Here is a 24385-nt window from a genome sequence, read left to right as displayed (position 1 = left end):
ATCCATGAGCGAAATGTCGAGGTTTCTTCGCGGTGATGTTGGGTTGCATCAGTCGAGCGTCAAGCGGGTGGACTATTGTAATAGTCCTGCTTTGCGAGCCGAGGGCACCTGTTCCAGAGCGGTCGGCTATCGTGACTCTTGGGTCAGCGGCGGCATTATACATAGGTCGCTATGCTTACGCCGAGCCTTCATACAAAAGGTGCGTCGTCCATTGGTCTAAAGGTCGCAGGTACCGCGTTGCGACCAAAGTCGTGCGATGTGCTCAAGTTTGGCGATTTTGCCTTTTGTTTCAAGCTTGTAGGCGACCAAATATGCTGTTTTCGATGCAAATGAGCGTGGCGTGAGGTTTCAGTCGTCATTTATCTGGAGTAGGCTCGAACGCAGCCAGATGTTCAATCCAAAGATGGAGTTCAGCATGGGATACAAGAAGATTCAGGTTCCGGCAGTCGGCGACAAAATCACCGTCAATGCAGACCATTCTCTCAATGTTCCTGATAACCCGATCATCCCGTACATCGAAGGCGACGGCATTGGTGTCGATATCAGCCCGGTGATGATCAAGGTTGTCGATGCAGCTGTTCAAAAGGCGTACGGCGGCAAGCGCAAAATCTCCTGGATGGAGGTTTACGCCGGCGAGAAGGCGACTCAAGTCTACGATCAGGATACCTGGCTGCCCCAGGAAACCCTGGATGCGGTCAAGGATTACGTGGTGTCCATCAAAGGTCCGCTCACTACGCCGGTCGGCGGCGGCATCCGTTCGTTGAACGTGGCCCTGCGTCAGCAACTTGACCTCTACGTATGCCTGCGCCCAGTGCGCTGGTTCGAGGGCGTGCCGAGCCCGGTCAAGAAACCGGGGGATGTGGACATGACCATCTTCCGCGAAAACTCCGAAGACATTTACGCGGGGATCGAGTGGAAAGCCGGTTCGCCCGAAGCGATCAAGGTGATCAAGTTCCTGAAGGAGGAAATGGGGGTTACCAAGATCCGTTTCGACCAGGATTGCGGTATTGGCGTCAAGCCGGTTTCCAAGGAAGGTACCAAGCGTCTGGCGCGCAAGGCCCTGCAATATGTGGTGGATAACGACCGCGACTCGCTGACCATCGTACACAAGGGCAACATCATGAAGTTCACCGAGGGGGCCTTCAAGGAATGGGCCTACGAAGTGGCGGCCGAAGAATTCGGCGCGACCTTGCTTGACGGCGGGCCGTGGATGCAGTTCAAGAACCCGAAGACCGGCAAGAATGTGGTGGTCAAGGATGCCATTGCCGACGCCATGCTCCAGCAGATCCTGTTGCGTCCGGCTGAATACGATGTGATCGCGACGCTCAACCTGAACGGCGACTACCTCTCCGATGCGTTGGCGGCCGAAGTGGGCGGTATCGGTATTGCGCCGGGGGCCAACCTGTCCGATACCGTGGCGATGTTCGAGGCGACCCACGGTACTGCGCCGAAGTATGCGGGCAAGGATCAGGTCAACCCTGGGTCGTTGATCCTCTCGGCAGAAATGATGCTGCGGCACATGGGATGGACCGAGGCGGCTGATCTGATCATCAAGGGCACCAATGGCGCGATTTCCGCGAAGACCGTGACGTATGACTTCGAGCGCCTGATGGATGGCGCAAAACTTGTATCGTCGTCGGGCTTTGGTGATGCGCTGATTTCGCATATGTAACGAAGGCTAAAAAAACGGCCATCCCAAGGTGATTGGGGTGGCCGTTTTTTATCGCTATTCACACGCTCGGTGGTGATTCAGACCGTTAATTTCTTTTCTTTTTGAGCGGTGGCGGTGGCGGTTTTTGCGCTGGTGTCGGCCGGAACTGCAGAGATGTTCACGGCGTGCAGCCCTTTGGGGCCTTGAATGATGTCAAAGCTCACGGGTTGGCCCGCTTTTAATGTTTTGTAACCATCCATTTGAATTGCCGAGTAATGCGCAAAAAGGTCGTCGTCCTTGTCGTCTTCATTAATGAAGCCGTAACCCTTGGCATTGTTGAACCACTTGACCTTACCGCTAGTCATGCCCATATCCCTCTGCACCAGACTCCATCACTGGAGTATCATCCAGTTTATCCGTCCTAACCCGAATAAATAAGGTTGACTGCGCGGACCTTTTTTACCCAATGTGGGTTCTATTGGTTGTAACACCGATTCGCCGATAGTCAAGGCGACCAGGCGGTCAGAGTTGAAATTCCGGCAGGTCGCCCCCACCACTGTATTTGAACCACTGACGAACCTTTCTTTCCATGCATGCAAATAGCCAGATTCGACTAACATTCAATCAGGATCGCCCGGATCAGGAACATGACGAGGACGGTTCTGCAGGGATTGCAGTACAGGAGGCCAAACCTGCGCTGCAGGCGCCGCCGATGTACAAGGTGGTTTTGTTCAATGATGACTACACACCGATGGATTTCGTCGTCGAAGTGCTCGAGGTGTTTTTTAACCTGAACCGCGAGTTGGCGACCAAGGTAATGCTGGCCGTTCATACAGAAGGACGGGCAGTATGTGGAGTGTTTACCCGCGACATCGCCGAGACAAAGGCCATGCAGGTCAACCAGTACGCCAGGGAAAGCCAGCATCCGCTACTCTGTGAAATCGAGAAGGACGGTTAACGCCGACCACTTGGGTATGAGGTGAAGCTATGTTAAACCGCGAGCTCGAAGTCACCCTCAATCTTGCCTTCAAGGAGGCCCGTTCGAAGCGTCATGAGTTCATGACCGTCGAGCACCTGCTGCTGGCACTTTTGGATAACGAAGCTGCCGCCACCGTTCTGCGTGCGTGCGGCGCCAACCTCGACAAACTCAAGCATGACCTGCAGGAGTTTATCGACTCCACCACGCCACTGATCCCCGTGCATGACGAGGACCGTGAAACCCAGCCGACCCTGGGCTTCCAGCGGGTATTGCAGCGTGCTGTTTTCCACGTACAGAGCTCCGGTAAGCGTGAAGTCACAGGCGCCAATGTGCTTGTGGCGATTTTCAGCGAGCAGGAAAGTCAGGCGGTGTTCCTGCTCAAGCAGCAGAGCGTTGCCCGTATTGATGTCGTCAACTACATCGCCCACGGTATCTCCAAGGTGCCTGGGCACGGCGATCATTCCGAGGGTGAACAGGATATGCAGGACGACGAGGGCGGTGAGTCTTCTTCTTCGGGCAATCCGCTGGATGCCTATGCCAGTAACCTCAATGAGCTGGCGCGCCAGGGGCGGATCGATCCGCTGGTGGGGCGCGAGCTGGAGGTCGAGCGTGTAGCGCAGATCCTCGCGCGTCGTCGCAAGAACAATCCGTTGCTGGTCGGCGAGGCGGGCGTGGGTAAAACCGCAATTGCCGAAGGCCTGGCCAAACGCATTGTCGATAACCAGGTGCCTGACCTGCTGGCCAACAGCGTCGTCTATTCCCTGGACCTGGGCGCGTTGCTCGCCGGGACCAAGTACCGTGGCGACTTCGAGAAGCGCTTCAAGGCTCTTCTCGGCGAGCTGAAAAAACGTCCGCAGGCAATCCTGTTCATTGACGAGATCCACACCATTATCGGCGCCGGTGCGGCTTCCGGTGGCGTGATGGATGCGTCCAACCTGCTCAAGCCGTTGTTGTCGTCGGGTGATATCCGTTGCATCGGCTCGACCACGTTCCAGGAATTTCGTGGCATCTTCGAAAAAGACCGCGCCCTCGCGCGTCGCTTCCAGAAGGTCGACGTGTCCGAGCCGTCGGTTGAAGACACCATCGGCATTCTGCGCGGGCTCAAGGGGCGTTTCGAAGCGCATCACGGCATCGAGTATACCGATGAAGCCTTGCGTTCGGCGGCTGAGCTGGCGTCGCGCTACATCAACGACCGGCACATGCCCGACAAGGCTATCGACGTGATCGATGAGGCGGGGGCTTACCAGCGCCTGCAACCCGTCGAGAAGCGTGTGAAGCGCATCGACGTGCCTCAGGTCGAGGATATCGTGGCGAAAATCGCACGGATTCCGCCAAAACATGTCACCAGTTCCGACAAGGAGTTGCTGCGTAATCTGGAGCGCGACCTCAAGCTCACCGTATTCGGTCAGGATGCGGCGATTGACTCGCTGTCCACGGCGATCAAGCTGTCCCGCGCGGGCCTCAAGTCGCCGGACAAGCCTGTCGGTTCGTTCCTGTTCGCAGGGCCGACCGGCGTCGGCAAGACCGAAGCGGCGCGGCAGTTGGCCAAGGCCATGGGTATTGAGCTGGTGCGTTTCGACATGTCCGAATATATGGAGCGTCACACTGTGTCGCGCCTGATCGGTGCGCCTCCGGGCTATGTCGGTTTCGACCAGGGCGGCCTATTGACCGAAGCGATCACCAAGCAGCCGCATTGTGTGTTGCTGCTCGATGAGATCGAGAAGGCCCACCCGGAAGTCTTCAACCTGCTGCTGCAGGTGATGGACCACGGGACCCTGACCGACAACAACGGGCGCAAGGCGGACTTCCGCAATGTGATCGTGATCATGACCACCAACGCCGGTGCCGAAACGGCTGCGCGCGCTTCGATCGGCTTCAGCCATCAGGATCACTCTTCCGATGCGATGGAAGTGATCAAGAAGAGCTTTACGCCGGAGTTCCGCAACCGCCTGGACACCATTATCCAATTTGGTCGCCTCAGCCATGAGGTCATCAAAAGCGTGGTGGACAAGTTCCTCACCGAGCTTCAGGCGCAGTTGGAAGACAAGCGCGTACAGCTGGATGTCACGGACGCGGCACGCAATTGGCTGGCGGAAGGTGGCTACGACGCGGCAATGGGGGCACGCCCAATGGCTCGCCTGATTCAGGACAAGATCAAGCGGCCATTGGCCGAAGAGATCCTGTTCGGCGAGTTGTCCGACCATGGTGGCGTAGTGCATATCGACCTGAAGGATGGCGAGTTGACCTTCGAGTTCGAAACAACCGCTGAAATGGCCTGATAGCTGTAACCCTGTAGGAGCGAGCTTGCTCGCGGAGATCGTCAACGATAACGCATGCTTTCTGACGGCTTGCGTTGCCCTTGAGTTCTTCGCGAGCAAGCTCGCTCCTACAGTTGTTTTGCGACCTTATAAATTGCGCACACACAAAAACGCCCGGCATAACCGGGCGTTTTGTATTGACTAGCTTAACGAGCGCGGTAAGTGATGCGCCCTTTGCTCAAGTCATAGGGCGTCAGCTCGACGCGCACTTTGTCACCGGTAAGAATACGAATGTAGTTCTTGCGCATCTTGCCGGAAATATGCGCGGTTACGACGTGCCCATTTTCCAACTCCACGCGAAACATGGTGTTGGGCAGGGTGTCGACGACAGTGCCTTCCATTTCGAAGCTGTCTTCTTTCGACATGCAGTAAAGCCCTCGGTGTCCAGTGAATGGCCCGGTGCAACTGCGCCAGGCAAAAGCGGCGTGCATTGTGCCCGAAAAAGGGTGTTTAAGCCAAGGGGTTCTAGTTAAGCGTGACCCATCTTTGATTAATCAGTAGCTCAATCGGCCGATATTGGGTCTTGTAGTTCATCTTTTTGCAGTTCTTGATCCAGTATCCGAGGTACACGGCCTCCAGCTCCAGGCGCGATGCTTCGCCGATCTGCCACAGGATCGCAAAGCGTCCCAGGCTGCGGCGGTCTTCGCCCGGCTCATAAAACGTGTAGACCGCCGACAGGCCGTTGGGCAACAGGTCGGTCACGGCCACGGCCAGCAAGCGGTCATTGAGGCGGAACTCATAGAAGCGCGAGAAGGGCAGGTCGCGCACCAGGAACGTGGAAAACTGATCGCGGCTAGGCGGAAACATGTCGCCGTCGGCGTGGCGCTGTTCGATGTAGCGCTGATAAAGGTCGAAATATTCTTCGGTGTACCGCGGCTTGGTCGCTTTCACCGACAGGTCGGCATTACGCTTGAGGATGCGTTTCTGATTGCGGTCCGGCAAAAACTGCGCAACCGGGATGCGCGCCGGGACGCAGGCATTGCAGTTCTGGCAATGAGGTCGATACAGATGGTCGCCGCTACGCCGAAAGCCCATTTCCGATAAATCGGCGTACACATGCACATCCATGGGCTGGCTGGGGTCGAGGAACAGCGTGGTGGCCTGCTCATCGGGCAGATAGCTGCAAGAGTGGGCTTGAGTGGCATAAAACTTCAAGCGCGCCAGCTCGGTCATGATCAACCCTCGGGATAAGCTTTGAAATAAGTGTAAGCCAGGTGCGCGTAAGTCGCCTAGGAAACCCACGGCCCAGTGCCGGGCTGATCCAGATGGTTGTGCAGGAAGGTTGCGAATTCGCTGCGCGGTATGGCCCGGGCGCCCAGGCTGTGCAGGTGATTATTGGGCATCTGGCAGTCGATCAGTACAAAACCCCCTGCCTGCAAGCGTCGGGTCAGTGTCGCGAAGCCGACTTTCGATGCGTTATCGGCGCGGCTGAACATGGACTCGCCGAAGAACAGTTGGCCCATCGCCAGTCCGTACAAGCCGCCTACCAGTTTGCCGTCATCCCACACCTCTACCGAATGTGCGATTCCGCGCTGATGCAGCGCCAGGTAGGCGCTTTGGATGCCTTCGGTGATCCAGGTACCGTCGGCATAGGCTCGAGGGGCCGCACAGGCCTGGATGACGGCTGCGAAGTCCTGGTCGAAGGTTACGGTGTAGCGCTGTTGGCGCAGCAGCTTTTCGAGGCTGCGTGAAACATGCAGTTCATCAGGGAATATCACCGTGCGCGGGTCCGGCGACCACCAGAGGATCGGCTGGCCTTGCGAGAACCAGGGGAAGCAGCCGTGGCGATAAGCCTGGATCAGCCGTTCAGCCGACAGGTCGCCGCCGGCGGCGAGCAGGCCATTGGGTTCGCGCATGGCCTTGGCCAGCGGCGGAAATGTCAGGGAGTCGCGTTGCAACCAGGTCAGCATGGCATCCGGGCTTACGGTAGGGGAGGGGAGAGGCAGGTAAGGTACCTGCCGCACAAGCGGTGATTATTATCGACGCAGCGCTGCGGGGCCAGCCTGAATCAGGCGTTGGCGTGTTTTGGCGTAAGCGGGTGTTTCTGCAACTCTGTGCGTGGGGCGTGGTCGTAATCGGGTCTGTGCCATGCAGGCCAATTGCCAAGCTTGTGCGGATTGATAAAAACATCTCATAAGCCTTTGTCAGCAAAGACAATGCATGCTCAAATTGAACAGGCTGTGACACCTGAGCCGGCAAGGTTGCCCAGTGACCGGCAAGGGCGTGGCATCAGGGGCACAAACCCGTACAATGCGGGCATTGTGGCGTTATCGCCATTTCATCCGGCAACCGCTCGGTGTTAAAAGTAGATTCAACGACATTCGTTCATTTTTCAGCTGCTCGGATTGGGCAGTATTTACAGTTATTCAACAGATGGACGCGCTAAAGCGCAGGAATAGACCCGTTTTGAAGAAATCCGCCGCAACACCTAAAGCAGCAGTCGTGCCGGCCTGGCGTCAGCACCTGCATTATCGACTCAAGGAAGGTGCGCTGATCGCCATCGGCGCGCTCTGCCTGTTCCTGATGATGGCCTTGCTCACGTACGGCAAGGACGATCCGGGTTGGAGTCACAACAGCAAGATCGAAGATGTGCAGAACTTCGGCGGCCCCGCCGGTTCCTACAGCGCCGATATCCTGTTCATGGTGCTGGGTTACTTCGCTTACATCTTCCCGTTGCTGCTGGCGATCAAGACCTGGCAGATCTTCCGCCAACGTCACGAGCCGTGGCAGTGGAGCGGCTGGCTGTTCTCCTGGCGCCTGATCGGCCTGGTGTTCCTGGTGCTGTCCGGCGCGGCCCTGGCCCATATCCATTTTCATGCGCCTACCGGCCTGCCGGCAGGTGCGGGCGGGGCGCTGGGTGAGAGCCTGGGCGACCTGGCACGCAGGACCTTGAACATCCAGGGCAGCACCCTGATGTTCATTGCCTTGTTCCTGTTCGGCCTCACTGTGTTCACCGACCTGTCATGGTTCAAGGTGATGGACGTGACCGGAAAGATCACGCTGGACCTGTTCGAACTGTTCCAGGGTGCCGCCAACCGCTGGTGGGCGGCGCGTGTCGAGCGCAAGCGCATGGTTGCGCAATTGCGCGAGGTGGACACACGCGTCAATGAAGTCGTGGCCCCAAGCACGCCGGACCGCCGTGAACAGGCCAAGGTCAAGGAGCGCCTGATCGAACGCGAACAGGCCCTGAGCAAGCACATGTCGGACCGCGAAAAGCAGGTGCCGCCGGTGATCGCTCCTGCGCCACCCAAGGCGCCCGAGCCCAGCCATCGCGTGCAAAAAGAGAAGCAGGCGCCGTTGTTTATCGACAGTGCGGTGGAAGGCACCTTGCCGCCGATCTCGATTCTCGACCCGGCCGAAAAGAAACAACTCAACTACTCCCCGGAATCCCTGGCGGCCGTCGGCCATCTGCTGGAAATCAAGCTCAAGGAATTCGGCGTGGAAGTGGCGGTGGACTCTATCCACCCCGGCCCGGTGATTACCCGCTACGAAATTCAGCCGGCCGCCGGCGTGAAGGTCAGCCGCATTGCCAATCTGGCGAAGGATCTGGCGCGCTCCCTGGCCGTGACCAGCGTGCGTGTGGTGGAAGTGATCCCGGGCAAGACTACCGTGGGTATCGAGATTCCCAACGAAGACCGCCAGATCGTGCGCTTTTCCGAGGTGCTGTCGACGCCGGAATACGACAACTTCAAATCGCCGGTCACCCTGGCCCTCGGCCATGACATCGGCGGCAAGCCGGTGATCACCGACCTGGCGAAAATGCCTCACTTGCTGGTGGCCGGTACTACCGGTTCCGGTAAATCAGTGGGTGTGAACGCAATGATCCTGTCGATCCTGTTCAAGTCCGGCCCGGAAGACGCCAAGCTGATCATGATCGACCCGAAGATGTTGGAACTGTCGATCTACGAAGGCATCCCGCACCTGCTGTGCCCGGTGGTCACCGACATGAAGGACGCCGCCAACGCCCTGCGCTGGAGCGTCGCCGAGATGGAGCGCCGCTACAAGCTGATGGCGAAGATGGGGGTGCGTAACCTCTCCGGCTTCAATGCCAAGGTCAAGGAAGCCCAGGAAGCCGGCACGCCGCTGACCGACCCGCTGTACAAGCGCGAAAGCATTCACGACGAAGCGCCGTTGCTGACCAAGCTGCCGACCATCGTGGTGGTGGTCGACGAATTCGCCGACATGATGATGATCGTCGGCAAGAAGGTCGAGGAGCTGATCGCGCGTATCGCCCAGAAGGCCCGTGCGGCCGGTATTCATCTGATCCTGGCGACCCAGCGTCCATCGGTGGATGTGATCACCGGTCTGATCAAGGCCAACATCCCTACGCGGATGGCATTCCAGGTCTCCAGCAAGATCGATTCGCGCACCATCATCGACCAGGGCGGCGCCGAGCAACTGCTGGGTCACGGTGACATGCTCTACATGCCGCCCGGCACCAGCCTGCCGATCCGGGTTCACGGCGCGTTCGTCTCCGACGATGAAGTGCACCGCGTGGTGGAAGCCTGGAAGCTGCGTGGCGCCCCCGAGTACAACGACGACATCCTCAATGGTGTCGAAGAAGCCGGCAGCGGCTTTGAAAACGGCGGCGGCGGTGGTGATGACGATGCTGAAACCGATGCCCTCTATGACGAAGCCGTGGCATTCGTGCTGGAAAGCCGTCGCGCCTCGATTTCTGCGGTGCAGCGTAAACTGAAAATCGGCTACAACCGCGCCGCCCGCATGATCGAAGCCATGGAAATGGCGGGTGTCGTGACCGCAATGAATACCAACGGCTCGCGTGAAGTCATCGCCCCCGGGCAGATGCGCGACTGATCCCGCGCCGTGTGGCGACACACGGCGCGCCCTGACACTCAATGAGGACTCCCATGCGTCTTATCCGCATGCTGTTGTTGCCGGCACTGGCCCTGACCGCTGTTTCGGCTCACGCTGACCCGGCCTCCGTCGCCAGCCTGAAGAACCTGCTGGATAAATCCCAGACCCTGACCGCGCGCTTCTCCCAGCTGACCCTGGATGCCGGTGGCACCCAGTTGCAGGAGACCGCAGGTGAAATGGCCGTGCAGCGTCCAGGGCTGTTCTACTGGCATACGGAAGGGAAGTCTGAGCAGACCATCGTGTCCGACGGCCAGAAGGTCACCCTGTGGGACCCGGACCTGGAACAGGCGACCATCAAGAAGCTCGACCCGCGCCTGAACCAGACGCCGGCGCTGCTGCTGTCGGGCGATGTGTCGAAAATCAACGACAGCTTCGACATCACCTCCAAGCAGACCAGCAACGTGATCGAGTTCACCCTCAAGCCGAAATCCAAGGACACACTGTTTGATACGCTGTCCTTGTCATTCGGCAACGGCGTGATCAACAACATGCGCCTGGTCGACAGCGTCGGCCAGCGCACCGATATCCTGTTCTCCGGCGTCAAGGCCAACCAGCCCGTACCGGCTTCCAAGTTCAAGTTCGACATCCCCAAGGGTGCCGACGTGATTCAGGAATAAATCTTCCAGAGGTTTCAAACGCTGCCCATGGATCTGTTTCGAAGTGACCCGATTGCTCAACCTCTGGCCGCGCGCTTGCGCTCGACCAACCTGGATGAGTACGTCGGGCAGGAGCACTTGCTCGCACGCGGCAAGCCATTGCGCGAAGCCCTGGAGCAGGGTGCGCTGCACTCGATGATTTTCTGGGGGCCGCCGGGGGTGGGTAAGACCACCCTGGCGCGGCTCCTGGCGAAAGTCTCGGATGCCCACTTCGAAACGGTCTCGGCGGTGCTCGCCGGGGTCAAGGAGATCCGCCAGGCGGTGGAAGTCGCCAAGCAGCAGGCCGGGCAATACGGCAAGCGCACCATTCTGTTCGTTGACGAAGTGCATCGCTTCAACAAGTCGCAGCAGGATGCGTTTTTGCCGTATGTCGAAGACGGTACGCTGATTTTTATCGGCGCCACCACCGAAAACCCATCGTTCGAACTCAATAACGCCTTGCTCTCGCGGGCGCGGGTCTATGTGCTCAAGAGCCTGGATGAAGCGGCGATGCAAAAGCTGCTGCACCGTGCCTTGAGCGAAGACAAGGGCCTGGGCACGCGTCACCTGAGCGTGGGCGATGAAGCCTTCAGGATTTTGCTGACCGCCGCCGACGGCGACGGTCGGCGCTTTCTCAACCTGCTGGAAAATGCCTCCGACCTGGCCGAAGACGGCAGCGAGATTGGCGTCGACCTGCTGCAAAGCCTGCTTGGCGACACCCGTCGTCGTTTCGACAAGGGCGGCGAGGCGTTTTACGACCAGATCTCCGCGCTGCACAAGTCTGTGCGCGGCTCCAATCCGGACGGCGCGCTGTACTGGTTTGCGCGCATGATCGACGGTGGCTGCGACCCGCTGTACCTGGCACGGCGCGTGGTGCGTATGGCCAGTGAAGACATCGGCAACGCCGACCCGCGCGCCTTGAGCCTGTGCCTTGCCGCGTGGGAAGTGCAGGAGCGCCTAGGCAGCCCGGAAGGCGAGTTGGCAGTGGCCCAGGCCATTACGTACCTGGCCTGCGCGCCAAAAAGCAACGCGGTGTACATGGGCTTCAAGTCGGCCTTGCGTGCCGCCGCCGAACACGGCTCCCTTGAGGTGCCGTTGCACCTGCGCAATGCGCCGACCAAACTGATGAAACAACTGGGTTATGGCGACGAATACCGCTATGCCCACGACGAACCCGATGCCTACGCCGCGGGTGAAGACTACTTCCCCGACGCGCTTGAGCCGCAGCCTTTCTACCAGCCGGTGCCCCGTGGCCTGGAGCTGAAGATCGGTGAAAAGCTCAATCACCTCGCTCAACTTGATCGACTCAGCCCCAAGCAGCGGAGAAAGTAGTGCTCAAGACGATTCTTGCCGTGTCCGCTGCGGGCATCGCTGGTACATTATTGCGTTTCGCCACCGGTACGTGGGTGAGCGCCAATTGGCCGAAGCATTTTTATGCGGCGACACTGGCGGTCAACCTGGTGGGTTGCTTGATCATCGGGCTGTTGTACGGCTGGTTCCTGTTGCGCCCGGAAGTGCCGATTGAAATTCGCGCCGGCTTGATTGTCGGCTTTGTAGGCGGTCTGACGACCTTTTCATCCTTTTCACTGGATACGCTGCGCCTGCTGGAAAGCGGGCAAGCCCTGGTAGCCTTCGGTTACCTGGGCATCAGCGTGTTCGGCGGGCTGCTCGCCACCTGGGCTGGCCTGTCCTTGACCAAACTTTGATAAACGAGAGACCGACATGCTCGATTCCAAACTGTTACGTAGCAACCTCCAGGACGTAGCGGACCGCCTGGCATCCCGTGGCTTTGCCTTGGATGTCGCGCGCATCGAAGCGCTGGAAGAACAGCGCAAGACCGTCCAGACCCGCACCGAAGCACTGCAGGCTGAGCGAAATGCGCGTTCCAAATCCATCGGTCAGGCCAAGCAGCGTGGCGAAGACATCGCGCCGTTGATGGCGGACGTCGAGCGGATGGGCACTGAGCTGTCCGAAGGCAAAGTCGAGCTGGAAGGGATCCAGACCGAGCTGGATTCGATCCTGCTGGGCATCCCCAATATTCCGCACGAGTCCGTGCCGGTGGGTGAAGACGAAGACGGCAACGTCGAAGTGCGCCGCTGGGGCACGCCAAAAGTCTTTGATTTCCAGGTTAAGGACCATGTCGCCCTGGGCGAACTGACCGGTGGCCTGGATTTCGAAACCGCTGCCAAAATGTCCGGCGCGCGCTTCTCCTTGCTGCGTGGCCCGGTGGCTCGCCTGCACCGTGCCCTGGCGCAGTTCATGATCAACCTGCACACCGGCGAGCACGGTTACGAAGAAGCCTACACGCCTTACCTGGTGCAGGCACCGGCGCTGATGGGCACCAGCCAGCTGCCGAAATTCGAGGAAGAGCTGTTCAAGATCAGCCGCGATGGCGATGCCGATCTTTACCTGATCCCGACTGCCGAAGTGTCGCTGACCAATATCGTGGCCGGCGAGATCCTCGACGCCAAGCAACTGCCATTGAAGTTCGTGGCGCACAGCCCGTGCTTTCGCAGCGAAGCCGGCGCATCGGGCCGCGACACCCGCGGTATGATCCGCCAGCACCAGTTCGACAAGGTAGAGATGGTGCAGATCGTCGAGCCGTCGACCTCCATGGAAGCCCTGGAAGGCCTGACCGCCAACGCCGAACGCGTCCTGCAACTGCTGGAGCTGCCATACCGCGTCCTGGCGCTGTGCACCGGCGACATGGGGTTCAGCGCCGTGAAGACCTACGACCTCGAAGTGTGGGTGCCGAGCCAGGACAAATACCGCGAGATTTCGTCGTGCTCCAACTGCGGCGACTTCCAGGCCCGCCGCATGCAAGCGCGTTTCCGTAACCCGGAAACCGGCAAGCCTGAGCTGGTACACACGCTCAACGGTTCGGGCCTGGCTGTAGGCCGTACCCTGGTCGCCGTGCTGGAAAACTACCAGCAGGCAGACGGTTCGATCCGCGTGCCTGAGGTGCTCAAGCCGTACATGGCGGGTGTCGAGGTCATCCGCTAAATGGAATTTCTGCCGCTGTTTCATAACCTGCGCGGCAGTCGTGTGTTGGTCGTCGGTGGCGGGGAGATTGCCTTGCGCAAATCCCGGCTGCTGGCGGATGCCGGTGCGCTGCTGCGGGTGGTTGCTCCCCAGGTCGAAGACCAGTTGCGTGAATTGGTGCAGGGCAGTGGCGGGGAAGTGATTGTGCGCGGTTATCAGGAGGCCGACCTTGACGGTTGCACCCTGATCATCGCCGCGACCGACGACGAATCGCTGAACGCGCAAGTGTCCAGCGATGCCAAGCGCCGTTGCGTGCCGGTCAACGTGGTGGACGCGCCGGCCCTGTGCAGTGTGATCTTCCCGGCGATTGTCGACCGCTCGCCGTTGGTGATTGCCGTCTCCAGCGGCGGCGATGCGCCGGTGCTGGCGCGCTTGATCCGGGCCAAGCTGGAAACCTGGATCCCCTCGACCTACGGCCAATTGGCTGGGTTGGCCGCGCGTTTTCGTGCGCAGGTTAAAGGTTTGTACCCGGATGTGCAGCAACGCCGGGCGTTCTGGGAAGAGGTATTTCAAGGCCCGATTGCCGACCGCCAACTGGCCGGGCAGGGCGATGAAGCCGAGCGCTTGCTGATCGAAAAGGTCAACGGCGCGCCGCCGTATGCGCCGGGCGAGGTGTACTTGGTGGGCGCAGGCCCGGGTGACCCGGACCTGCTGACCTTCCGCGCCTTGCGCTTGATGCAGCAAGCCGATGTGGTGCTGTATGACCGCCTGGTGGCGCCGGCCATTCTCGAACTGTGCCGCCGCGATGCCGAGCGCGTGTATGTCGGCAAGCGTCGCGCCGACCATGCCGTGCCGCAGGACCAGATCAACCAGCAACTGGTGGATTTGGCCAAGCAAGGCAAGCGCGTACTGCGCCTTAAAGGTGGCGACCCGTTCATCTTCGGCCGTGGCGGCGAAGAGATCGAAGAACTGGCCGCCCATGGCATACCGTTCCAGGTGGTGCCGGGGATCACGGCTGCCAGTGGTTGCGCGGCGTATGCCGGCATTCCACTGACGCACCGCGACTACGCGCAGTCGGTACGTTTTATCACCGGGCATTTGAAAGACGGGACTTCGGACCTGCCCTGGCGTGACCTGGTGGGGCCGTCGCAGACCCTGGTGTTCTACATGGGCTTGATTGGCTTGCCGATCATCTGTGAACAGTTGATCAAGCATGGCCGTTCGGCGGATACCCCGGCGGCGCTGATCCAGCAGGGCACGACGTCCAACCAGCGCGTATTCACCGGCACCCTGGCCGACTTGCCGCGGATGGTGGCGGAGCATGAAGTGCATGCGCCGACACTGGTCATCGTGGGTGAGGTGGTGGTGTTGCGCGAGAAGCTGAAGTGGTTTGAAGGCGCCCAATCCCAGGTCTGATCCACTGTAGGAGCGAGCAAGCTCGCTCCTACAGGATTTTTGTCAGCGCTGTATGCCTCTGCCGTTCAAGTGTTCTCGATCATGCTCGCCATCGAACGCCTGCAACGGTCCCTTCGGCACAATCCCTGTCGGGTTGATGGTCCGGTGGCTGGCGTAGTAATGCCCTTTGATATGGGCAAAATCCACCGTCTCGGCCACGCCCGGCCACTGGTACAGTTCCCTTAGCCAGTTCGACAGGTTCGGATAATCCGCAATCCTGCGCAGGTTGCATTTGAAGTGGCTGTAATACACCGCATCAAAGCGAATCAGCGTGGTGAACAGTCGCACGTCAGCCTCGGTCAGGTATTCGCCGGCCAGGTAGCGATGTTTCGCCAAATGTTGTTCCAGGTGGTCCAACTCGCCAAACACATCATCAAACGCACGCTCATACGCCTGCTGCGACGTGGCGAAACCTGCACGGTATACGCCGTTGTTCACGTTGGGGTAGATTCGCTCGTTCAAGGCATCAATGGTCGTACGCAGCGATTGAGGGTAGAGGTCCAGCGTATTGCCGGTCAGCTCGTTGAACGCACTGTTGAACATGCGGATGATCTCCGCGGATTCATTGCTGACAATGCGCTTGAGCTGCTTGTCCCACAGCACCGGTACGGTGACGCGGCCGGTATAATCGGCCGTGTCGGCGGTATAGCGTTGGTGCATGAATTCGAAGCCATCCAGCTTGTCGCCGGTCGAGCCGTGGGCCTTGTCGAAGGTCCAGCCGTTTTCCAGCATCAACCAGCTGACCACCGACACGTCGATCAGGCTTTCCAGGCCCTTGAGCTTGCGCACGATCAAGGTGCGGTGAGCCCAGGGGCAGGCGAGCGAAACATAGAGATGGTAGCGTCCGGCTTCGGCCTTGAAGTCGCCTTCACCGCTGGGGCCAGGCGCGCCGTCGGTGGTCACCCAATTACGGCGTTGTGCCTGTTCCCGCTGGAATGCGCCGTCTGCGCTACTTTCGTACCACTGGTCTTTCCAGTGTGCTTCGATCAGCAAGCCCATGACTGGCTCCTCGACTAATAAGCGTTGGAGGCCAGTTTAAAGGGCTTGGTTCGATTTAAAAGCGCAAAGACCGGGCGTTAATTATCGATCAAATCGATTTGTCACGCGCATCCCAGTATTGCTGCGCCAGGACGGATGCCTGCTCCCGGGGATGACCCAGGCCACGCAAGGCCAGGGCCATGGTGGCGATCAGCGCCAGTTGCGGATAGCTGTCCTCGACGTCGCCGCGCCACAGCGCCTTCAAGTGTTCCGGTTCGAGTGTGGCCGGTTTGACATGGCGCTGGGTGGAGAGGGCGGGCCATTCTTCGTCCCAGCTTTCGCCGCCGGTGGTGCCATATAGATGGCTTGCAGCGTCTGGGTTGATCTCGATTTCACCGCCGTCGCCCTTCACCACAATCACATTGTCGCCCAGCAGGCCGCTGGCAGCGCGGTGCACGCCCTGATAACCCGGATGGAAAATGCTTTGCAGGCCAAGGCGCGCATTCAGCGGGTTGAGCAGGCGGGCCAGGGAGTGGATCGGTGAGCGCAGGCCCAGGGTGTTGCGCAGGTCGATCATGCGTTGCAGTTGCGGTGCCCAGTCACCCAGCGGGATAAACGCCAGGTTGCCGTGTTCATAGGCCGCTTCAACCTGTCGCCAGTTGCGGCACAGCGGTATTTGCAAACCTTCCAGCAATTGCTCGGTGTACAACCGGCCCGCCGTGTGGGCGCCGCCGCCGTGCATGAGGATGCGCACACCGTTTTGTGCCAGGCATTTGGCCGCCAGCAGGAACCAGGGGAGGTGGCGTTTCTTGCCGGCATAGGTTGGCCAATCGACCTCTACGTTCAGCGCCGGAGCGTTCAAACGCTCGCGTACGGCTTCGGTGAAGCCGGCGAGTTCTTCCGGGCTTTCTTCCTTGTGGCGCAGCAGCATCAGGAACGCACCGAGCTGGGTGTCTTCGACGCGTTCGTCGAGCAACATGCCCATGGCCTCACGGGCTTCTTCGCGGGTGAGGTTGCGCGCGCCGCGCTTACCTTTGCCCAGGATGCGCACGAACTGCGCAAACGGATGTTCGGCAGGCGTTTCAAGGGTCAGCGGGGCAAAGTCGGTCATAAGCAATTCGTCGGTCTGGGCAGGCCCGCCAGCTTGGCGGCGAGTTTGGCGGGAGTGCCGTTGAACAGTTTGTTCAGATGCAGGCTGTTGCCCTTTTCCGGGCCCAGCTTCAAGGCGGTGTACTTGATCAGCGGGCGTGTGGCGGGCGACAGCTGGAACTCGGCGTAGAAGCCGCGCAGCAGTTCGAGGATTTCCCAGTGGTCCGCCGTCAGCGCCAGCGCTTCAGCGGCGGCCAGGGCGTTGGCGACCTCGGCGGACCATGCGTTCAGGTCGACGAGGTAACCATCCTTGTCCAGTTCGAGGACGCGTGAGCCTACGGTCAGGGTGTTCATAGCCAGGTGTTGACCTTGTCGTAGTTGATCGACAGTTGTACGAAACCCGGATAGTCCACGCTGTCGGCCCAGTCCGGCAGAAGCAGGTTACGCGCCTGCATGTCTTCGGCCAGCACGAACACCTTCAGGCCCTGGGTTGGCAGGGTCGGGTTGTGCAACCCATAGGCGCCGTCGCCGCAGAGCAGGATCGCGTCGTCGGCACCGCATACGCGCAGGCAACTGGCGAGTCGGCTGTCGGTGAATGGGGAGTGCGACACCACATGTAAAGTCGACATCAGAGGGTAATCACCTGGTCGTAACGGTCAATCAGCTTGGAGATTTCTTCATTGCCCAGCGCTTCGGTACTGGCGGGCGCCGTGAGCCCGCGCTCGGCAAGGCTATGGCGGCAGGCGAATACCTCGTCGATGCCGAACAGCCCCAGTGCCTGCAGGTTGGCGCTCAGGTCTTTTTGTTGCAGGGCCCTGGCGTCCTGATGCGGCGCCAGCTGGAACACGCCGTCATCCATGAACAGTAAGCCGATAGGCAGATCGAACGCGCCGCCGGCCAGCACGATATCCAGCGCTTCACGCGCGCTCGGGCCGGCCCACGGTGCCTGGCGGCTGATCACCAATAAAGACTTGGACATGTCATGGCCCTCCAAAGCAGATCAGGCGGTCGGCGGCCTGGGCAGCGTCGTGCAATTGTCCAAGGCCCGACAGTGCCCACGGCGCATCCAGGTTCACCGCACTGCGTTGGTAGCGTGTGGCCTCTTCGTTGTTGAGTACGCCACGGCGCAAGGCGGCGGCAATGCACACCACGGCGTCAAGCTGATGTGCGCTGACGAATTCACGCCACTGGCGCGCAATGTCTTGCTCATCCTGGGGCGCAACGATGGTGTTGGAGGCGCTGTACACGCCGTCCTGATAAAAAAACAATCGCACAATCTCGTGCCCGCTCGCCAGCGCCGCTTGGGCGAACAGCAAGGCGCGGCGTGAGGAGGGCGCATGGGCGGCGGAAAACAGCGCTATCGCGAACTTCATGGAACACTCTGCCAGCAAACGTGGGCCAATGATAAAGCCGCCGCCGCGAAAAAGCCCGCCGTGATCAAAACGGTCACTGCCGCTGATCGTTCCGGCGATTGCCGTCAGGCGTGCGGCTGCCTAGTCTGTGGGCAGTCGAATCGGAAACGGAGTCTCCATGTCTGGTCCCCTGGCGTCCCTCAAAGTGCTGGATTTTTCCACCTTGTTGCCTGGCCCCTTTGCCTCGCTGATGCTGGCGGATATGGGCGCCGAAGTGCTGCGGATCGAGTCGTCCACGCGCATGGACCTGTTACGCGTATTGCCGCCCCACGATCAGGGCACGTCGGCGAGCCATGCCTACCTCAACCGCAATAAGCGCAGCCTCGCGTTGGACCTGAAACAGGCCGAAGCGCTGGAGATCGTGCGCGAACTGATCAAGGACTACGACATCGTCCTTGAACAGTTCCGCCCCGGGGTGATGGCGCGCCTGGGCTTGGGTTACGAGGCGCTGAAGGCGATCAATCCGCGGCTGATCTATGTATCGATCACCGGCTACGGCCAGACCGGCCCCTACAAGGACCGCGCTGGGCACGATATCAACTACCTGGCGTTGGCGGGCGTGGCCAGCCATACCGGCCGCCAGGACAGTGGGCCGTTGCCGCTGGGGGTGCAATTGGCGGATGTGGGTGGGGGCTCGCTGCATGCGGTGGTCGGGTTGCTGGCGGCGGTCATTGCCCGGCAGCAGAGTGGCGTGGGCCAATACCTGGACGTGAGCATGACCGACTGCTCGTTCAGCCTGAACGCCATGGCCGGTGCCGGCTACCTGGCCTGTGGGGTGGAACCGGGGTGGGAGAAGCATGTACTCAATGGCGGCAGCTTTTACGACTATTACCGCACGCGAGACGGGCGCTGGATGTCGGTCGGCAGCCTGGAACCGGCCTTCATGCAGCCATTGTGTACGGCATTGGGCCGCCCGGAACTGGCGGCCCAGGGCCTGTCGCCCAGGCCGGAGCAGCAAAAGGCCCTGAAGCTGGCGCTGCAGGTCGAGTTTGAAAAGCGCAGCTTTGATGAGCTGTGTGAGTTGTTTGCCGGGGTGGATGCTTGTGTGGAACCGGTGCTCAGCCTGAGTGAAGCCGTGGAGCATCCACAGTTGAAAGCGAGGCAGTTGGTCAGCCAGGTGCCTCATGACGACGGCTCGACCCAGGCGCAGATAGCCTGCCCTCTGAAGTTTTCAGAGGGCTTGCCGGCGCCTCGGCATATCGGCGCGGCCGTGGGCGCGCACACCGATGAGGTACTGACTGAGTTAGGGTTCACTGCCCAGCGGATAACGGCGCTGCGCCAGGCCAAGGTTGTCGGTTGACGGGGGGCGCTATCGGGAGCAGGCCCCATACATTCGACCTGTCCGTACATCCCAAATGGGGGAGGGGCGGTGCAACGTTCGTCACTCCACCCGGGTTTCTCCAGTGAACACCAATGTTTGCCGGCAACGCCGACACAGATACCGCCGCCCTTGGTTCACCAGCCCGTGACGCTGTGACGAAAACGGAAAGTCGCTGTCCGCACAAGGGCATCGGTAGATATAGCGTGTCACCTGACGGCGCTTTACTTCATAGGTGTGGCAACGATCGGGCGGCAGTTCGTAAACTCCTCGCATGATCAACTGCCATTCTTCGCCGTGGGGTTGGATGCGCTCGCCAAACAACTGGTGGGCGATCAGGTGCGCCACTTCGTGGGCCACGGTCTGTTTCAGGAAGTGTTGGCTGTTTTCTCGGTACAACTGTGGGTTGAAACGCAGCAGGTTCTCGTGCAAATGCGCGACACCGGCTTTCTGGCCCCGCAGCTTGAGGCTGACCTGGGGGCGTTTGAAGCTTCGTTTGAAAAAGGATTCGGCTAGCAGGAAACAATCTTCGACGCGGGTATTGAGTTGCTCGGGCATGCTGTACATATCTCCAGAGACGACCAGTATGCCGCAAAGCTGGGTGTTTCCGAATCTGTCAGGCGCCGAATGGTCATGCATAACGCACAAGGCCACCTTGCGGTGGCCTTGCCCAGGTCGATAAGCGGATTTCAGTTGGTGTAAACCGGGCCTACGCCGAGGCCCCAGACGATCACGGTAAACGCCATGATCGCCACCAGGACGACCAGGCCCACTGCCAGTACCGAACTGGAGAACAGGAAGCCCTCGTCCGGGTCGATGTTCATGAAGGTCGGCAGCCCTACATACAGCAGGTACACCGTGTAGCAAATGGCTGCCATGCCCACCATCATGCCCAGCCACATATGCGGGTACAGCGCCGCCAGCCCGCCGATAAACAGCGGTGTCGCGGTGTAGGTCGCAAATGCCACGCAGCGTGACATGCTGGGGTTGGCGTCATAGGTGCGGGCCATCCAGTGGATGAACGCGCCCATCACCGCCACGCCGCAGAGCATCGCCGCGTACGACATGATGGTCATCCACAGCGCGCTTTCCTGGGTCAGCATCACCGGGGCGCGGCTGCCGATGACCCAGCCGACCCGGGTCGTGCCGATAAACGCGGATACGGCGGGGATCGCCGCGAGAATCAGGGTATGAGTGAGGTACATGTGGCCGATGCTTTCTTCCTTATCGCCACGGATTTCCCGCCATTCCTGGTCGGGATGGGTAAACAGCCCCACGACGTGATGGATCATGCCAGTCACTCCTGTCGTTATTACCATCGCCCCCCATCGGAGCGCTCACGGGCCATATGGCCTGAAAGGTCTGGATAGATGTGCGACCTCAAGTCGCAGTATAGGAAGTGATGACCGGAAAAACTGTAGGGCTTTAGAGCAAATCGCACTGTAAACACTGGCCCTAATCGCGGGAGGGTCTGTACGGGGTAATGCGGGTAGATAGGGCGGCGGGTTTGCTCCCGGTAGCAGTATTCAGCCAAACATGGCTATCTGGCTCGCCGCTATCGGGAAGCAGCCCCTGCGTAATGGAACTCAGCCATGCTTACCGGTAAAATGCTGCGCTTTTCGTCACACACCTCAAGCGGATCCAAGCGCCATGGGCACTCTTACAGTCAACCAGAACAAACTGCAAAAACGCCTGCGTCGCCTGGCCGGTGAAGCGGTCACCGATTTCAACATGATCGAGGACGGCGACAAGGTCATGGTTTGCCTCTCCGGTGGCAAAGACAGCTACACCATGCTCGACGTGCTGCTGCACCTGCAAAAGGTCGCGCCGATCAAGTTCGAGATCGTCGCCGTCAACATGGACCAGAAACAACCGGGCTTCCCTGAGCACGTGCTGCCGGCTTATCTCAAGGAGCTGGGCGTCGAATACCATATCGTTGAAAAAGACACTTACTCGGTGGTCAAGGAGCTGATCCCGGAAGGCAAGACCACCTGCTCGCTGTGCTCGCGCCTGCGCCGTGGCACGCTCTACACCTTCGCCGATGAGATCGGCGCGACCAAGATGGCCCTGGGTCATCACCGTGATGACATCGTCGAAACCTTCTTCCTCAATATGTTCTTCAACGGCTCGCTCAAGGCCATGCCACCCAAGCTGCGCGCCGATGACGGGCGCAATGTGGTGATCCGCCCGCTGGCGTATTGCAGCGAGAAGGACATCCAGGCCTACTCCGACCTCAAGCAATTCCCGATCATCCCGTGCAACCTGTGCGGCTCCCAGGAAAACCTGCAGCGCCAGGTGGTCAAGGACATGCTGGTGGACTGGGAGCGCAAGACCCCCGGTCGCACCGAGAGCATCTTCCGTAGCCTGCAGAATGTGATCCCGTCGCAGTTGGCCGACCGCAACCTGTTCGACTTCACCAGCTTGAAGATCGACGAGACGGCGGCTTCGCGCTTCGTCAATGTAGTGAACCTCTGAGCCGTTTCAATGCTCTGACACACGGCGCTCGCGGGCGCCGTTTTCAATTCAATTGCCAGGAGAGGGCATGCGCGATTACAAATGGCTGCACGAATATTGTCTGAACCGCTTCGGTTCAGCGGCCAAACTGGACGCCCACCTGCCTGTGCCCAAGACTGCGGCGCAATTGCGCAAGATCAGCGATGACCGTTACCTGTCGACCCTGGCGCTGCGCGTGTTTCGCGCGGGCTTGAAGCACAGTGTGGTGGATGCCAAGTGGCCGGCCTTCGAACAGGTGTTTTTTGGCTTCGACCCGGAAAAGGTTGTATTGATGGGCGCCGAACATCTGGAGCGTTTGATGCAGGACACGCGCATCATCCGCCACCTGGGCAAACTCAAGAGTGTGCCGCGCAATGCGCAGATGATCCTCGACATCGAGCAGGAAAAAGGCAGCTTCGGCGCATTTATCGCAGACTGGCCGGTGACCGATATCGTCGGGTTGTGGAAGTACCTGAGCAAGCACGGTCACCAACTGGGCGGTCTATCGGCCCCGCGCTTTTTGCGCATGGTGGGCAAGGATACTTTTGTGCCGAGCGATGACGTGGTGGCGGCCCTGAACGCGCAGAAGATCGTCGACAGGGCGCCGACCAGCCTGCGCGACCTGGCGGCGGTGCAGGCTGCGTTCAATCAGTGGCATGCCGAGAGTGGGCGGCCAATGTGCCAGCTGTCGATGATGTTGGCTTACACGGTGAATCACTAGGGTCGAGGCGACACATCTCGATCAGGTTGCCGCCAACCGCCGATTCAGTTGATGCCGCCAGCGTACATAGAGCAGGGCGGTGCAGAAGACCGCCAGGCTCGCCAGCATCTCCAGCACCCCGAACAGTTGCCGGTTCGGGTCATACGCCGCCAGCGCACCCTTGATGAAATACAGGTTCACCACGAAGCACATCCACGAATGCCCACGGGTACTGCCCAACAGCATCCCCGGTGCCAGTATCAGCAGCGGCACCCATTCGATCAGCAGGATCACCCATGGGCGGGCGCCGTGCAGGTCTGCGATGAACAGGTAGTACACACAGAGCAAGCCCACCAGACCAAGAAATGCCAACAGGCTCAGCGCCCGCGCCACTTTGACCCGTGGCTCCAGCCACGCTTGCGATGGCAGGGCCTTAGGCTTTCTGGCCACGGCCGTTCTCCAGCAGCAAGGCCGTGTTTGCCAGGCGCAGGCCCAGGGCGCGGCACAGGGTGATTTCATGTTGGTCAAGCATGCGTTTGCCGTCAGGTCCGGCATGGTGACTGGCCCCATACGGCGTGCCGCCGCCCTGGGTGTCGAGTAACGCCTGTTCGCTGTAGGGCAGGCCGGTGATGAGCATGCCGTGATGCAGCAACGGCAGCAGCATCGACATCAGCGTGGTCTCTTGGCCGCCGTGCAGGCTGGCGGTGGAGGTGAAGACCCCGGCGGGTTTGCCCACGAGCGCGCCGGTGAGCCACAGGTTGCTGGTGCCGTCGAGGAAGTACTTGAGCGGCGCAGCCATGTTGCCGAAGCGGGTCGGGCTGCCCAGCGCCAGGCCGGAGCAGTTCTTCAGGTCATCGAGGCTGGCATACAACGCGCATTCGTCCGGAATGCTCGGCGCGACGGCTTCGCACTCGGTCGAGATCGCCGGTACGGTACGCAGGCGTGCCTCCAGGCCGGCCTGTTCGATCCCCCGGGCAATTTGCCGGGCCATCTCGCTGACCGAGCCATTGCGGCTGTAATACAGCACCAGCACATACGGAGTCGTCACGGCAGGATCTCCAACACATTCTCCGGTGGGCGACCGATGATGGCTTTATCGGCGGTCTCCAGGATCGGGCGCTCCATCAACTTCGGGTGCGCGGCGATGGCGGCGATCAATTGCGCTTCGCTGAGGCTGGCGTCGGCCAGGTCGAGGGTTTTGTATTCGTCTTCACCGGTGCGCAGCAATTGGCGTGCGCTGATGCCGAGCTTGCTCAGCAAGGCCTTCAGTTGCGCGGCGTCCAGCGGCGTTTCCAGGTAGCGCACGACGGTCGGGGCCAGGCCGCGAGCCTCCAGCAACTCGAGCGCACCGCGCGATTTCGAGCAGCGCGGGTTGTGATAAAGCGTCAGATCGGTCATGTGCGGGTCGCATCTTGCGTAAGGTGGCGGGTATTCTACCTGCGCTGCGGCCCGCTCTTAAACCGTAAGAGGCGATAGGTCGCAGCCAATGTTCATTTTTAC

General features: G+C 60.1%; 27 protein-coding genes. 12 read left to right on the top strand and 15 right to left on the bottom strand.

Features of this window, described 5'->3' with window-relative positions:
- Window positions 1–415: 415 nt before the first annotated feature.
- On the top strand, window positions 416–1672 hold the full coding sequence (gene icd, locus M5B97_RS13385) for an NADP-dependent isocitrate dehydrogenase (protein WP_123718723.1): 1257 nt from the start codon (window positions 416–418) through the stop codon (window positions 1670–1672).
- 77 nt (window positions 1673–1749) lie between these two features.
- Here icd and cspD read toward each other — a convergent pair whose 3' ends face one another.
- Window positions 1750–2022 (bottom strand): cold shock domain-containing protein CspD, encoded by a 273-nt coding sequence (gene cspD, locus M5B97_RS13380; protein WP_123717778.1) that lies wholly within the window; start codon window positions 2020–2022, stop codon window positions 1750–1752.
- Between the two features lie 218 nt (window positions 2023–2240).
- On the opposite strand from cspD, the gene clpS reads away from it, so the two are divergent.
- On the top strand, window positions 2241–2609 hold the full coding sequence (gene clpS / locus M5B97_RS13375; RefSeq protein ID WP_060755656.1) for an ATP-dependent Clp protease adapter ClpS: 369 nt from the start codon (window positions 2241–2243) through the stop codon (window positions 2607–2609).
- Between the two features lie 29 nt (window positions 2610–2638).
- Window positions 2639–4909 carry an ATP-dependent Clp protease ATP-binding subunit ClpA gene (gene clpA / locus M5B97_RS13370; protein WP_248731693.1) on the top strand — a complete coding sequence of 757 codons (2271 nt, stop codon included), beginning with the start codon at window positions 2639–2641 and terminating at the stop codon, window positions 4907–4909.
- 185 nt (window positions 4910–5094) lie between these two features.
- On the opposite strand, the gene infA is transcribed toward clpA, so the two are convergent.
- The 3 genes from infA to aat all read right to left on the bottom strand — a co-directional run bounded on the left by infA (window position 5095) and on the right by aat (window position 6858).
- The gene (gene infA / locus M5B97_RS13365) at window positions 5095–5313 is read right to left on the bottom strand and encodes a translation initiation factor IF-1 (protein ID WP_002553999.1); all 219 of its coding nucleotides are present in this window, start codon (window positions 5311–5313) and stop codon (window positions 5095–5097) included.
- Window positions 5314–5413: 100 nt separating this feature from the next.
- Complete coding sequence (locus tag M5B97_RS13360; protein ID WP_123717776.1) at window positions 5414–6121, bottom strand: arginyltransferase; 708 nt, start codon at window positions 6119–6121, stop codon at window positions 5414–5416.
- Between the two features lie 56 nt (window positions 6122–6177).
- Complete coding sequence (gene aat, locus M5B97_RS13355; RefSeq protein WP_248731692.1) at window positions 6178–6858, bottom strand: leucyl/phenylalanyl-tRNA--protein transferase; 681 nt, start codon at window positions 6856–6858, stop codon at window positions 6178–6180.
- 496 nt (window positions 6859–7354) lie between these two features.
- On the opposite strand from aat, the gene M5B97_RS13350 reads away from it, so the two are divergent.
- From M5B97_RS13350 to cysG, 6 genes are read left to right on the top strand one after another with little or no spacing between them, the layout of a single operon-like run.
- Window positions 7355–9763 carry a DNA translocase FtsK gene (locus tag M5B97_RS13350; RefSeq protein ID WP_123717774.1) on the top strand — a complete coding sequence of 803 codons (2409 nt, stop codon included), beginning with the start codon at window positions 7355–7357 and terminating at the stop codon, window positions 9761–9763.
- Between the two features lie 53 nt (window positions 9764–9816).
- On the top strand, window positions 9817–10440 hold the full coding sequence (lolA, locus tag M5B97_RS13345) for an outer membrane lipoprotein chaperone LolA (RefSeq protein WP_060755651.1): 624 nt from the start codon (window positions 9817–9819) through the stop codon (window positions 10438–10440).
- Window positions 10441–10467: 27 nt separating this feature from the next.
- Complete coding sequence (locus tag M5B97_RS13340; protein WP_123717773.1) at window positions 10468–11790, top strand: replication-associated recombination protein A; 1323 nt, start codon at window positions 10468–10470, stop codon at window positions 11788–11790.
- Window positions 11790–12164 (top strand): fluoride efflux transporter CrcB, encoded by a 375-nt coding sequence (crcB, locus tag M5B97_RS13335; RefSeq protein WP_003232122.1) that lies wholly within the window; start codon window positions 11790–11792, stop codon window positions 12162–12164. The genes M5B97_RS13340 and crcB overlap by 1 nt, the downstream gene beginning before the upstream one ends.
- A 16-nt stretch (window positions 12165–12180) precedes the next feature.
- Window positions 12181–13461 (top strand): serine--tRNA ligase, encoded by a 1281-nt coding sequence (gene serS / locus M5B97_RS13330; protein WP_248731691.1) that lies wholly within the window; start codon window positions 12181–12183, stop codon window positions 13459–13461.
- The gene (gene cysG / locus M5B97_RS13325) at window positions 13462–14856 is read left to right on the top strand and encodes a siroheme synthase CysG (protein ID WP_123717771.1); all 1395 of its coding nucleotides are present in this window, start codon (window positions 13462–13464) and stop codon (window positions 14854–14856) included.
- 42 nt (window positions 14857–14898) lie between these two features.
- Here cysG and M5B97_RS13320 read toward each other — a convergent pair whose 3' ends face one another.
- The 6 genes from M5B97_RS13320 to tusD all read right to left on the bottom strand — a co-directional run bounded on the left by M5B97_RS13320 (window position 14899) and on the right by tusD (window position 18335).
- Entirely contained in the window at window positions 14899–15894 is a 996-nt protein-coding gene (locus tag M5B97_RS13320) for a glutathione S-transferase family protein (protein ID WP_248731690.1), read from the bottom strand.
- 88 nt (window positions 15895–15982) lie between these two features.
- Window positions 15983–16984 carry a glycosyl transferase family protein gene (locus M5B97_RS13315; protein WP_248731689.1) on the bottom strand — a complete coding sequence of 334 codons (1002 nt, stop codon included), beginning with the start codon at window positions 16982–16984 and terminating at the stop codon, window positions 15983–15985.
- Window positions 16981–17316, bottom strand: a complete 336-nt coding sequence (locus tag M5B97_RS13310; protein WP_134657663.1) for a TusE/DsrC/DsvC family sulfur relay protein — start codon at window positions 17314–17316, stop codon at window positions 16981–16983. The genes M5B97_RS13315 and M5B97_RS13310 overlap by 4 nt, the downstream gene beginning before the upstream one ends.
- Complete coding sequence (tusB, locus tag M5B97_RS13305; protein ID WP_248731688.1) at window positions 17313–17591, bottom strand: sulfurtransferase complex subunit TusB; 279 nt, start codon at window positions 17589–17591, stop codon at window positions 17313–17315. The genes M5B97_RS13310 and tusB overlap by 4 nt, the downstream gene beginning before the upstream one ends.
- Window positions 17591–17941: a sulfurtransferase complex subunit TusC gene (tusC, locus tag M5B97_RS13300; RefSeq protein WP_248731687.1), complete on the bottom strand. Its 351-nt coding sequence runs from the start codon at window positions 17939–17941 to the stop codon at window positions 17591–17593. Before tusC ends, tusB begins: the two co-directional genes overlap by 1 nt.
- Window position 17942: 1 nt before the next feature.
- Window positions 17943–18335 carry a sulfurtransferase complex subunit TusD gene (gene tusD, locus M5B97_RS13295; protein WP_248731686.1) on the bottom strand — a complete coding sequence of 131 codons (393 nt, stop codon included), beginning with the start codon at window positions 18333–18335 and terminating at the stop codon, window positions 17943–17945.
- 157 nt (window positions 18336–18492) lie between these two features.
- Here tusD and M5B97_RS13290 point away from each other — a divergent pair, with 157 nt between their 5' ends.
- Window positions 18493–19674, top strand: coding sequence for a CaiB/BaiF CoA-transferase family protein (locus M5B97_RS13290; protein WP_248731685.1), 1182 nt, complete (start codon window positions 18493–18495; stop codon window positions 19672–19674).
- Between the two features lie 81 nt (window positions 19675–19755).
- Here the strand turns inward: M5B97_RS13290 and M5B97_RS13285 are convergent, their stop codons facing one another.
- Window positions 19756–20250, bottom strand: coding sequence for a SprT family zinc-dependent metalloprotease (locus tag M5B97_RS13285; protein WP_123718722.1), 495 nt, complete (start codon window positions 20248–20250; stop codon window positions 19756–19758).
- A 131-nt stretch (window positions 20251–20381) separates the two neighbouring features.
- A complete protein-coding gene (locus M5B97_RS13280) occupies window positions 20382–20984 on the bottom strand; it encodes a Yip1 family protein (protein WP_123717763.1) in 603 nt (200 codons plus the stop codon).
- A 358-nt stretch (window positions 20985–21342) separates the two neighbouring features.
- Here M5B97_RS13280 and ttcA point away from each other — a divergent pair, with 358 nt between their 5' ends.
- The gene (gene ttcA / locus M5B97_RS13275; RefSeq protein WP_248731684.1) at window positions 21343–22167 is read left to right on the top strand and encodes a tRNA 2-thiocytidine(32) synthetase TtcA; all 825 of its coding nucleotides are present in this window, start codon (window positions 21343–21345) and stop codon (window positions 22165–22167) included.
- A gap of 67 nt (window positions 22168–22234) precedes the next feature.
- The gene (locus M5B97_RS13270) at window positions 22235–22906 is read left to right on the top strand and encodes a DNA-3-methyladenine glycosylase I (protein ID WP_134657657.1); all 672 of its coding nucleotides are present in this window, start codon (window positions 22235–22237) and stop codon (window positions 22904–22906) included.
- 21 nt (window positions 22907–22927) lie between these two features.
- Here M5B97_RS13270 and M5B97_RS13265 read toward each other — a convergent pair whose 3' ends face one another.
- From M5B97_RS13265 to arsC, 3 genes are read right to left on the bottom strand one after another with little or no spacing between them, the layout of a single operon-like run.
- Window positions 22928–23335, bottom strand: a complete 408-nt coding sequence (locus M5B97_RS13265) for a DUF2069 domain-containing protein (protein ID WP_248731683.1) — start codon at window positions 23333–23335, stop codon at window positions 22928–22930.
- On the bottom strand, window positions 23319–23933 hold the full coding sequence (gene wrbA / locus M5B97_RS13260; protein ID WP_248731682.1) for an NAD(P)H:quinone oxidoreductase: 615 nt from the start codon (window positions 23931–23933) through the stop codon (window positions 23319–23321). Before wrbA ends, M5B97_RS13265 begins: the two co-directional genes overlap by 17 nt.
- On the bottom strand, window positions 23930–24283 hold the full coding sequence (arsC, locus tag M5B97_RS13255; protein ID WP_248731681.1) for an arsenate reductase (glutaredoxin): 354 nt from the start codon (window positions 24281–24283) through the stop codon (window positions 23930–23932). The genes wrbA and arsC overlap by 4 nt, the downstream gene beginning before the upstream one ends.
- Window positions 24284–24385 lie beyond the last annotated feature (102 nt).

This window comes from Pseudomonas sp. MWU13-2517 (assembly GCF_023242545.1).
In the GTDB taxonomy this organism is placed as follows: domain Bacteria; phylum Pseudomonadota; class Gammaproteobacteria; order Pseudomonadales; family Pseudomonadaceae; genus Aquipseudomonas.
This window is presented reverse-complemented; position numbering and strand designations above follow the sequence as displayed.

Coding starts and splice junctions, on each gene's coding strand:
- ttcA (WP_248731684.1), top strand. CDS start 21,343: ATGGGCACTCTTACAGTCAACCAGAACAAACTGCAAAAACGCCTGCGT.
- aat (WP_248731692.1), bottom strand. CDS start 6,858: ATGCTGACCTGGTTGCAACGCGACTCCCTGACATTTCCGCCGCTGGCC.
- serS (WP_248731691.1), top strand. CDS start 12,181: ATGCTCGATTCCAAACTGTTACGTAGCAACCTCCAGGACGTAGCGGAC.
- tusD (WP_248731686.1), bottom strand. CDS start 18,335: ATGAAGTTCGCGATAGCGCTGTTTTCCGCCGCCCATGCGCCCTCCTCA.
- clpA (WP_248731693.1), top strand. CDS start 2,639: ATGTTAAACCGCGAGCTCGAAGTCACCCTCAATCTTGCCTTCAAGGAG.
- M5B97_RS13310 (WP_134657663.1), bottom strand. CDS start 17,316: ATGAACACCCTGACCGTAGGCTCACGCGTCCTCGAACTGGACAAGGAT.
- M5B97_RS13280 (WP_123717763.1), bottom strand. CDS start 20,984: ATGATCCATCACGTCGTGGGGCTGTTTACCCATCCCGACCAGGAATGG.
- M5B97_RS13360 (WP_123717776.1), bottom strand. CDS start 6,121: ATGACCGAGCTGGCGCGCTTGAAGTTTTATGCCACTCAAGCCCACTCT.
- M5B97_RS13285 (WP_123718722.1), bottom strand. CDS start 20,250: ATGCCCGAGCAACTCAATACCCGCGTCGAAGATTGTTTCCTGCTAGCC.
- M5B97_RS13270 (WP_134657657.1), top strand. CDS start 22,235: ATGCGCGATTACAAATGGCTGCACGAATATTGTCTGAACCGCTTCGGT.
- cspD (WP_123717778.1), bottom strand. CDS start 2,022: ATGGGCATGACTAGCGGTAAGGTCAAGTGGTTCAACAATGCCAAGGGT.
- M5B97_RS13290 (WP_248731685.1), top strand. CDS start 18,493: ATGTCTGGTCCCCTGGCGTCCCTCAAAGTGCTGGATTTTTCCACCTTG.
- arsC (WP_248731681.1), bottom strand. CDS start 24,283: ATGACCGATCTGACGCTTTATCACAACCCGCGCTGCTCGAAATCGCGC.
- M5B97_RS13320 (WP_248731690.1), bottom strand. CDS start 15,894: ATGGGCTTGCTGATCGAAGCACACTGGAAAGACCAGTGGTACGAAAGT.
- cysG (WP_123717771.1), top strand. CDS start 13,462: ATGGAATTTCTGCCGCTGTTTCATAACCTGCGCGGCAGTCGTGTGTTG.
- M5B97_RS13340 (WP_123717773.1), top strand. CDS start 10,468: ATGGATCTGTTTCGAAGTGACCCGATTGCTCAACCTCTGGCCGCGCGC.
- clpS (WP_060755656.1), top strand. CDS start 2,241: ATGCATGCAAATAGCCAGATTCGACTAACATTCAATCAGGATCGCCCG.
- M5B97_RS13315 (WP_248731689.1), bottom strand. CDS start 16,984: ATGACCGACTTTGCCCCGCTGACCCTTGAAACGCCTGCCGAACATCCG.
- lolA (WP_060755651.1), top strand. CDS start 9,817: ATGCGTCTTATCCGCATGCTGTTGTTGCCGGCACTGGCCCTGACCGCT.
- tusB (WP_248731688.1), bottom strand. CDS start 17,591: ATGTCGACTTTACATGTGGTGTCGCACTCCCCATTCACCGACAGCCGA.
- infA (WP_002553999.1), bottom strand. CDS start 5,313: ATGTCGAAAGAAGACAGCTTCGAAATGGAAGGCACTGTCGTCGACACC.
- icd (WP_123718723.1), top strand. CDS start 416: ATGGGATACAAGAAGATTCAGGTTCCGGCAGTCGGCGACAAAATCACC.
- tusC (WP_248731687.1), bottom strand. CDS start 17,941: ATGTCCAAGTCTTTATTGGTGATCAGCCGCCAGGCACCGTGGGCCGGC.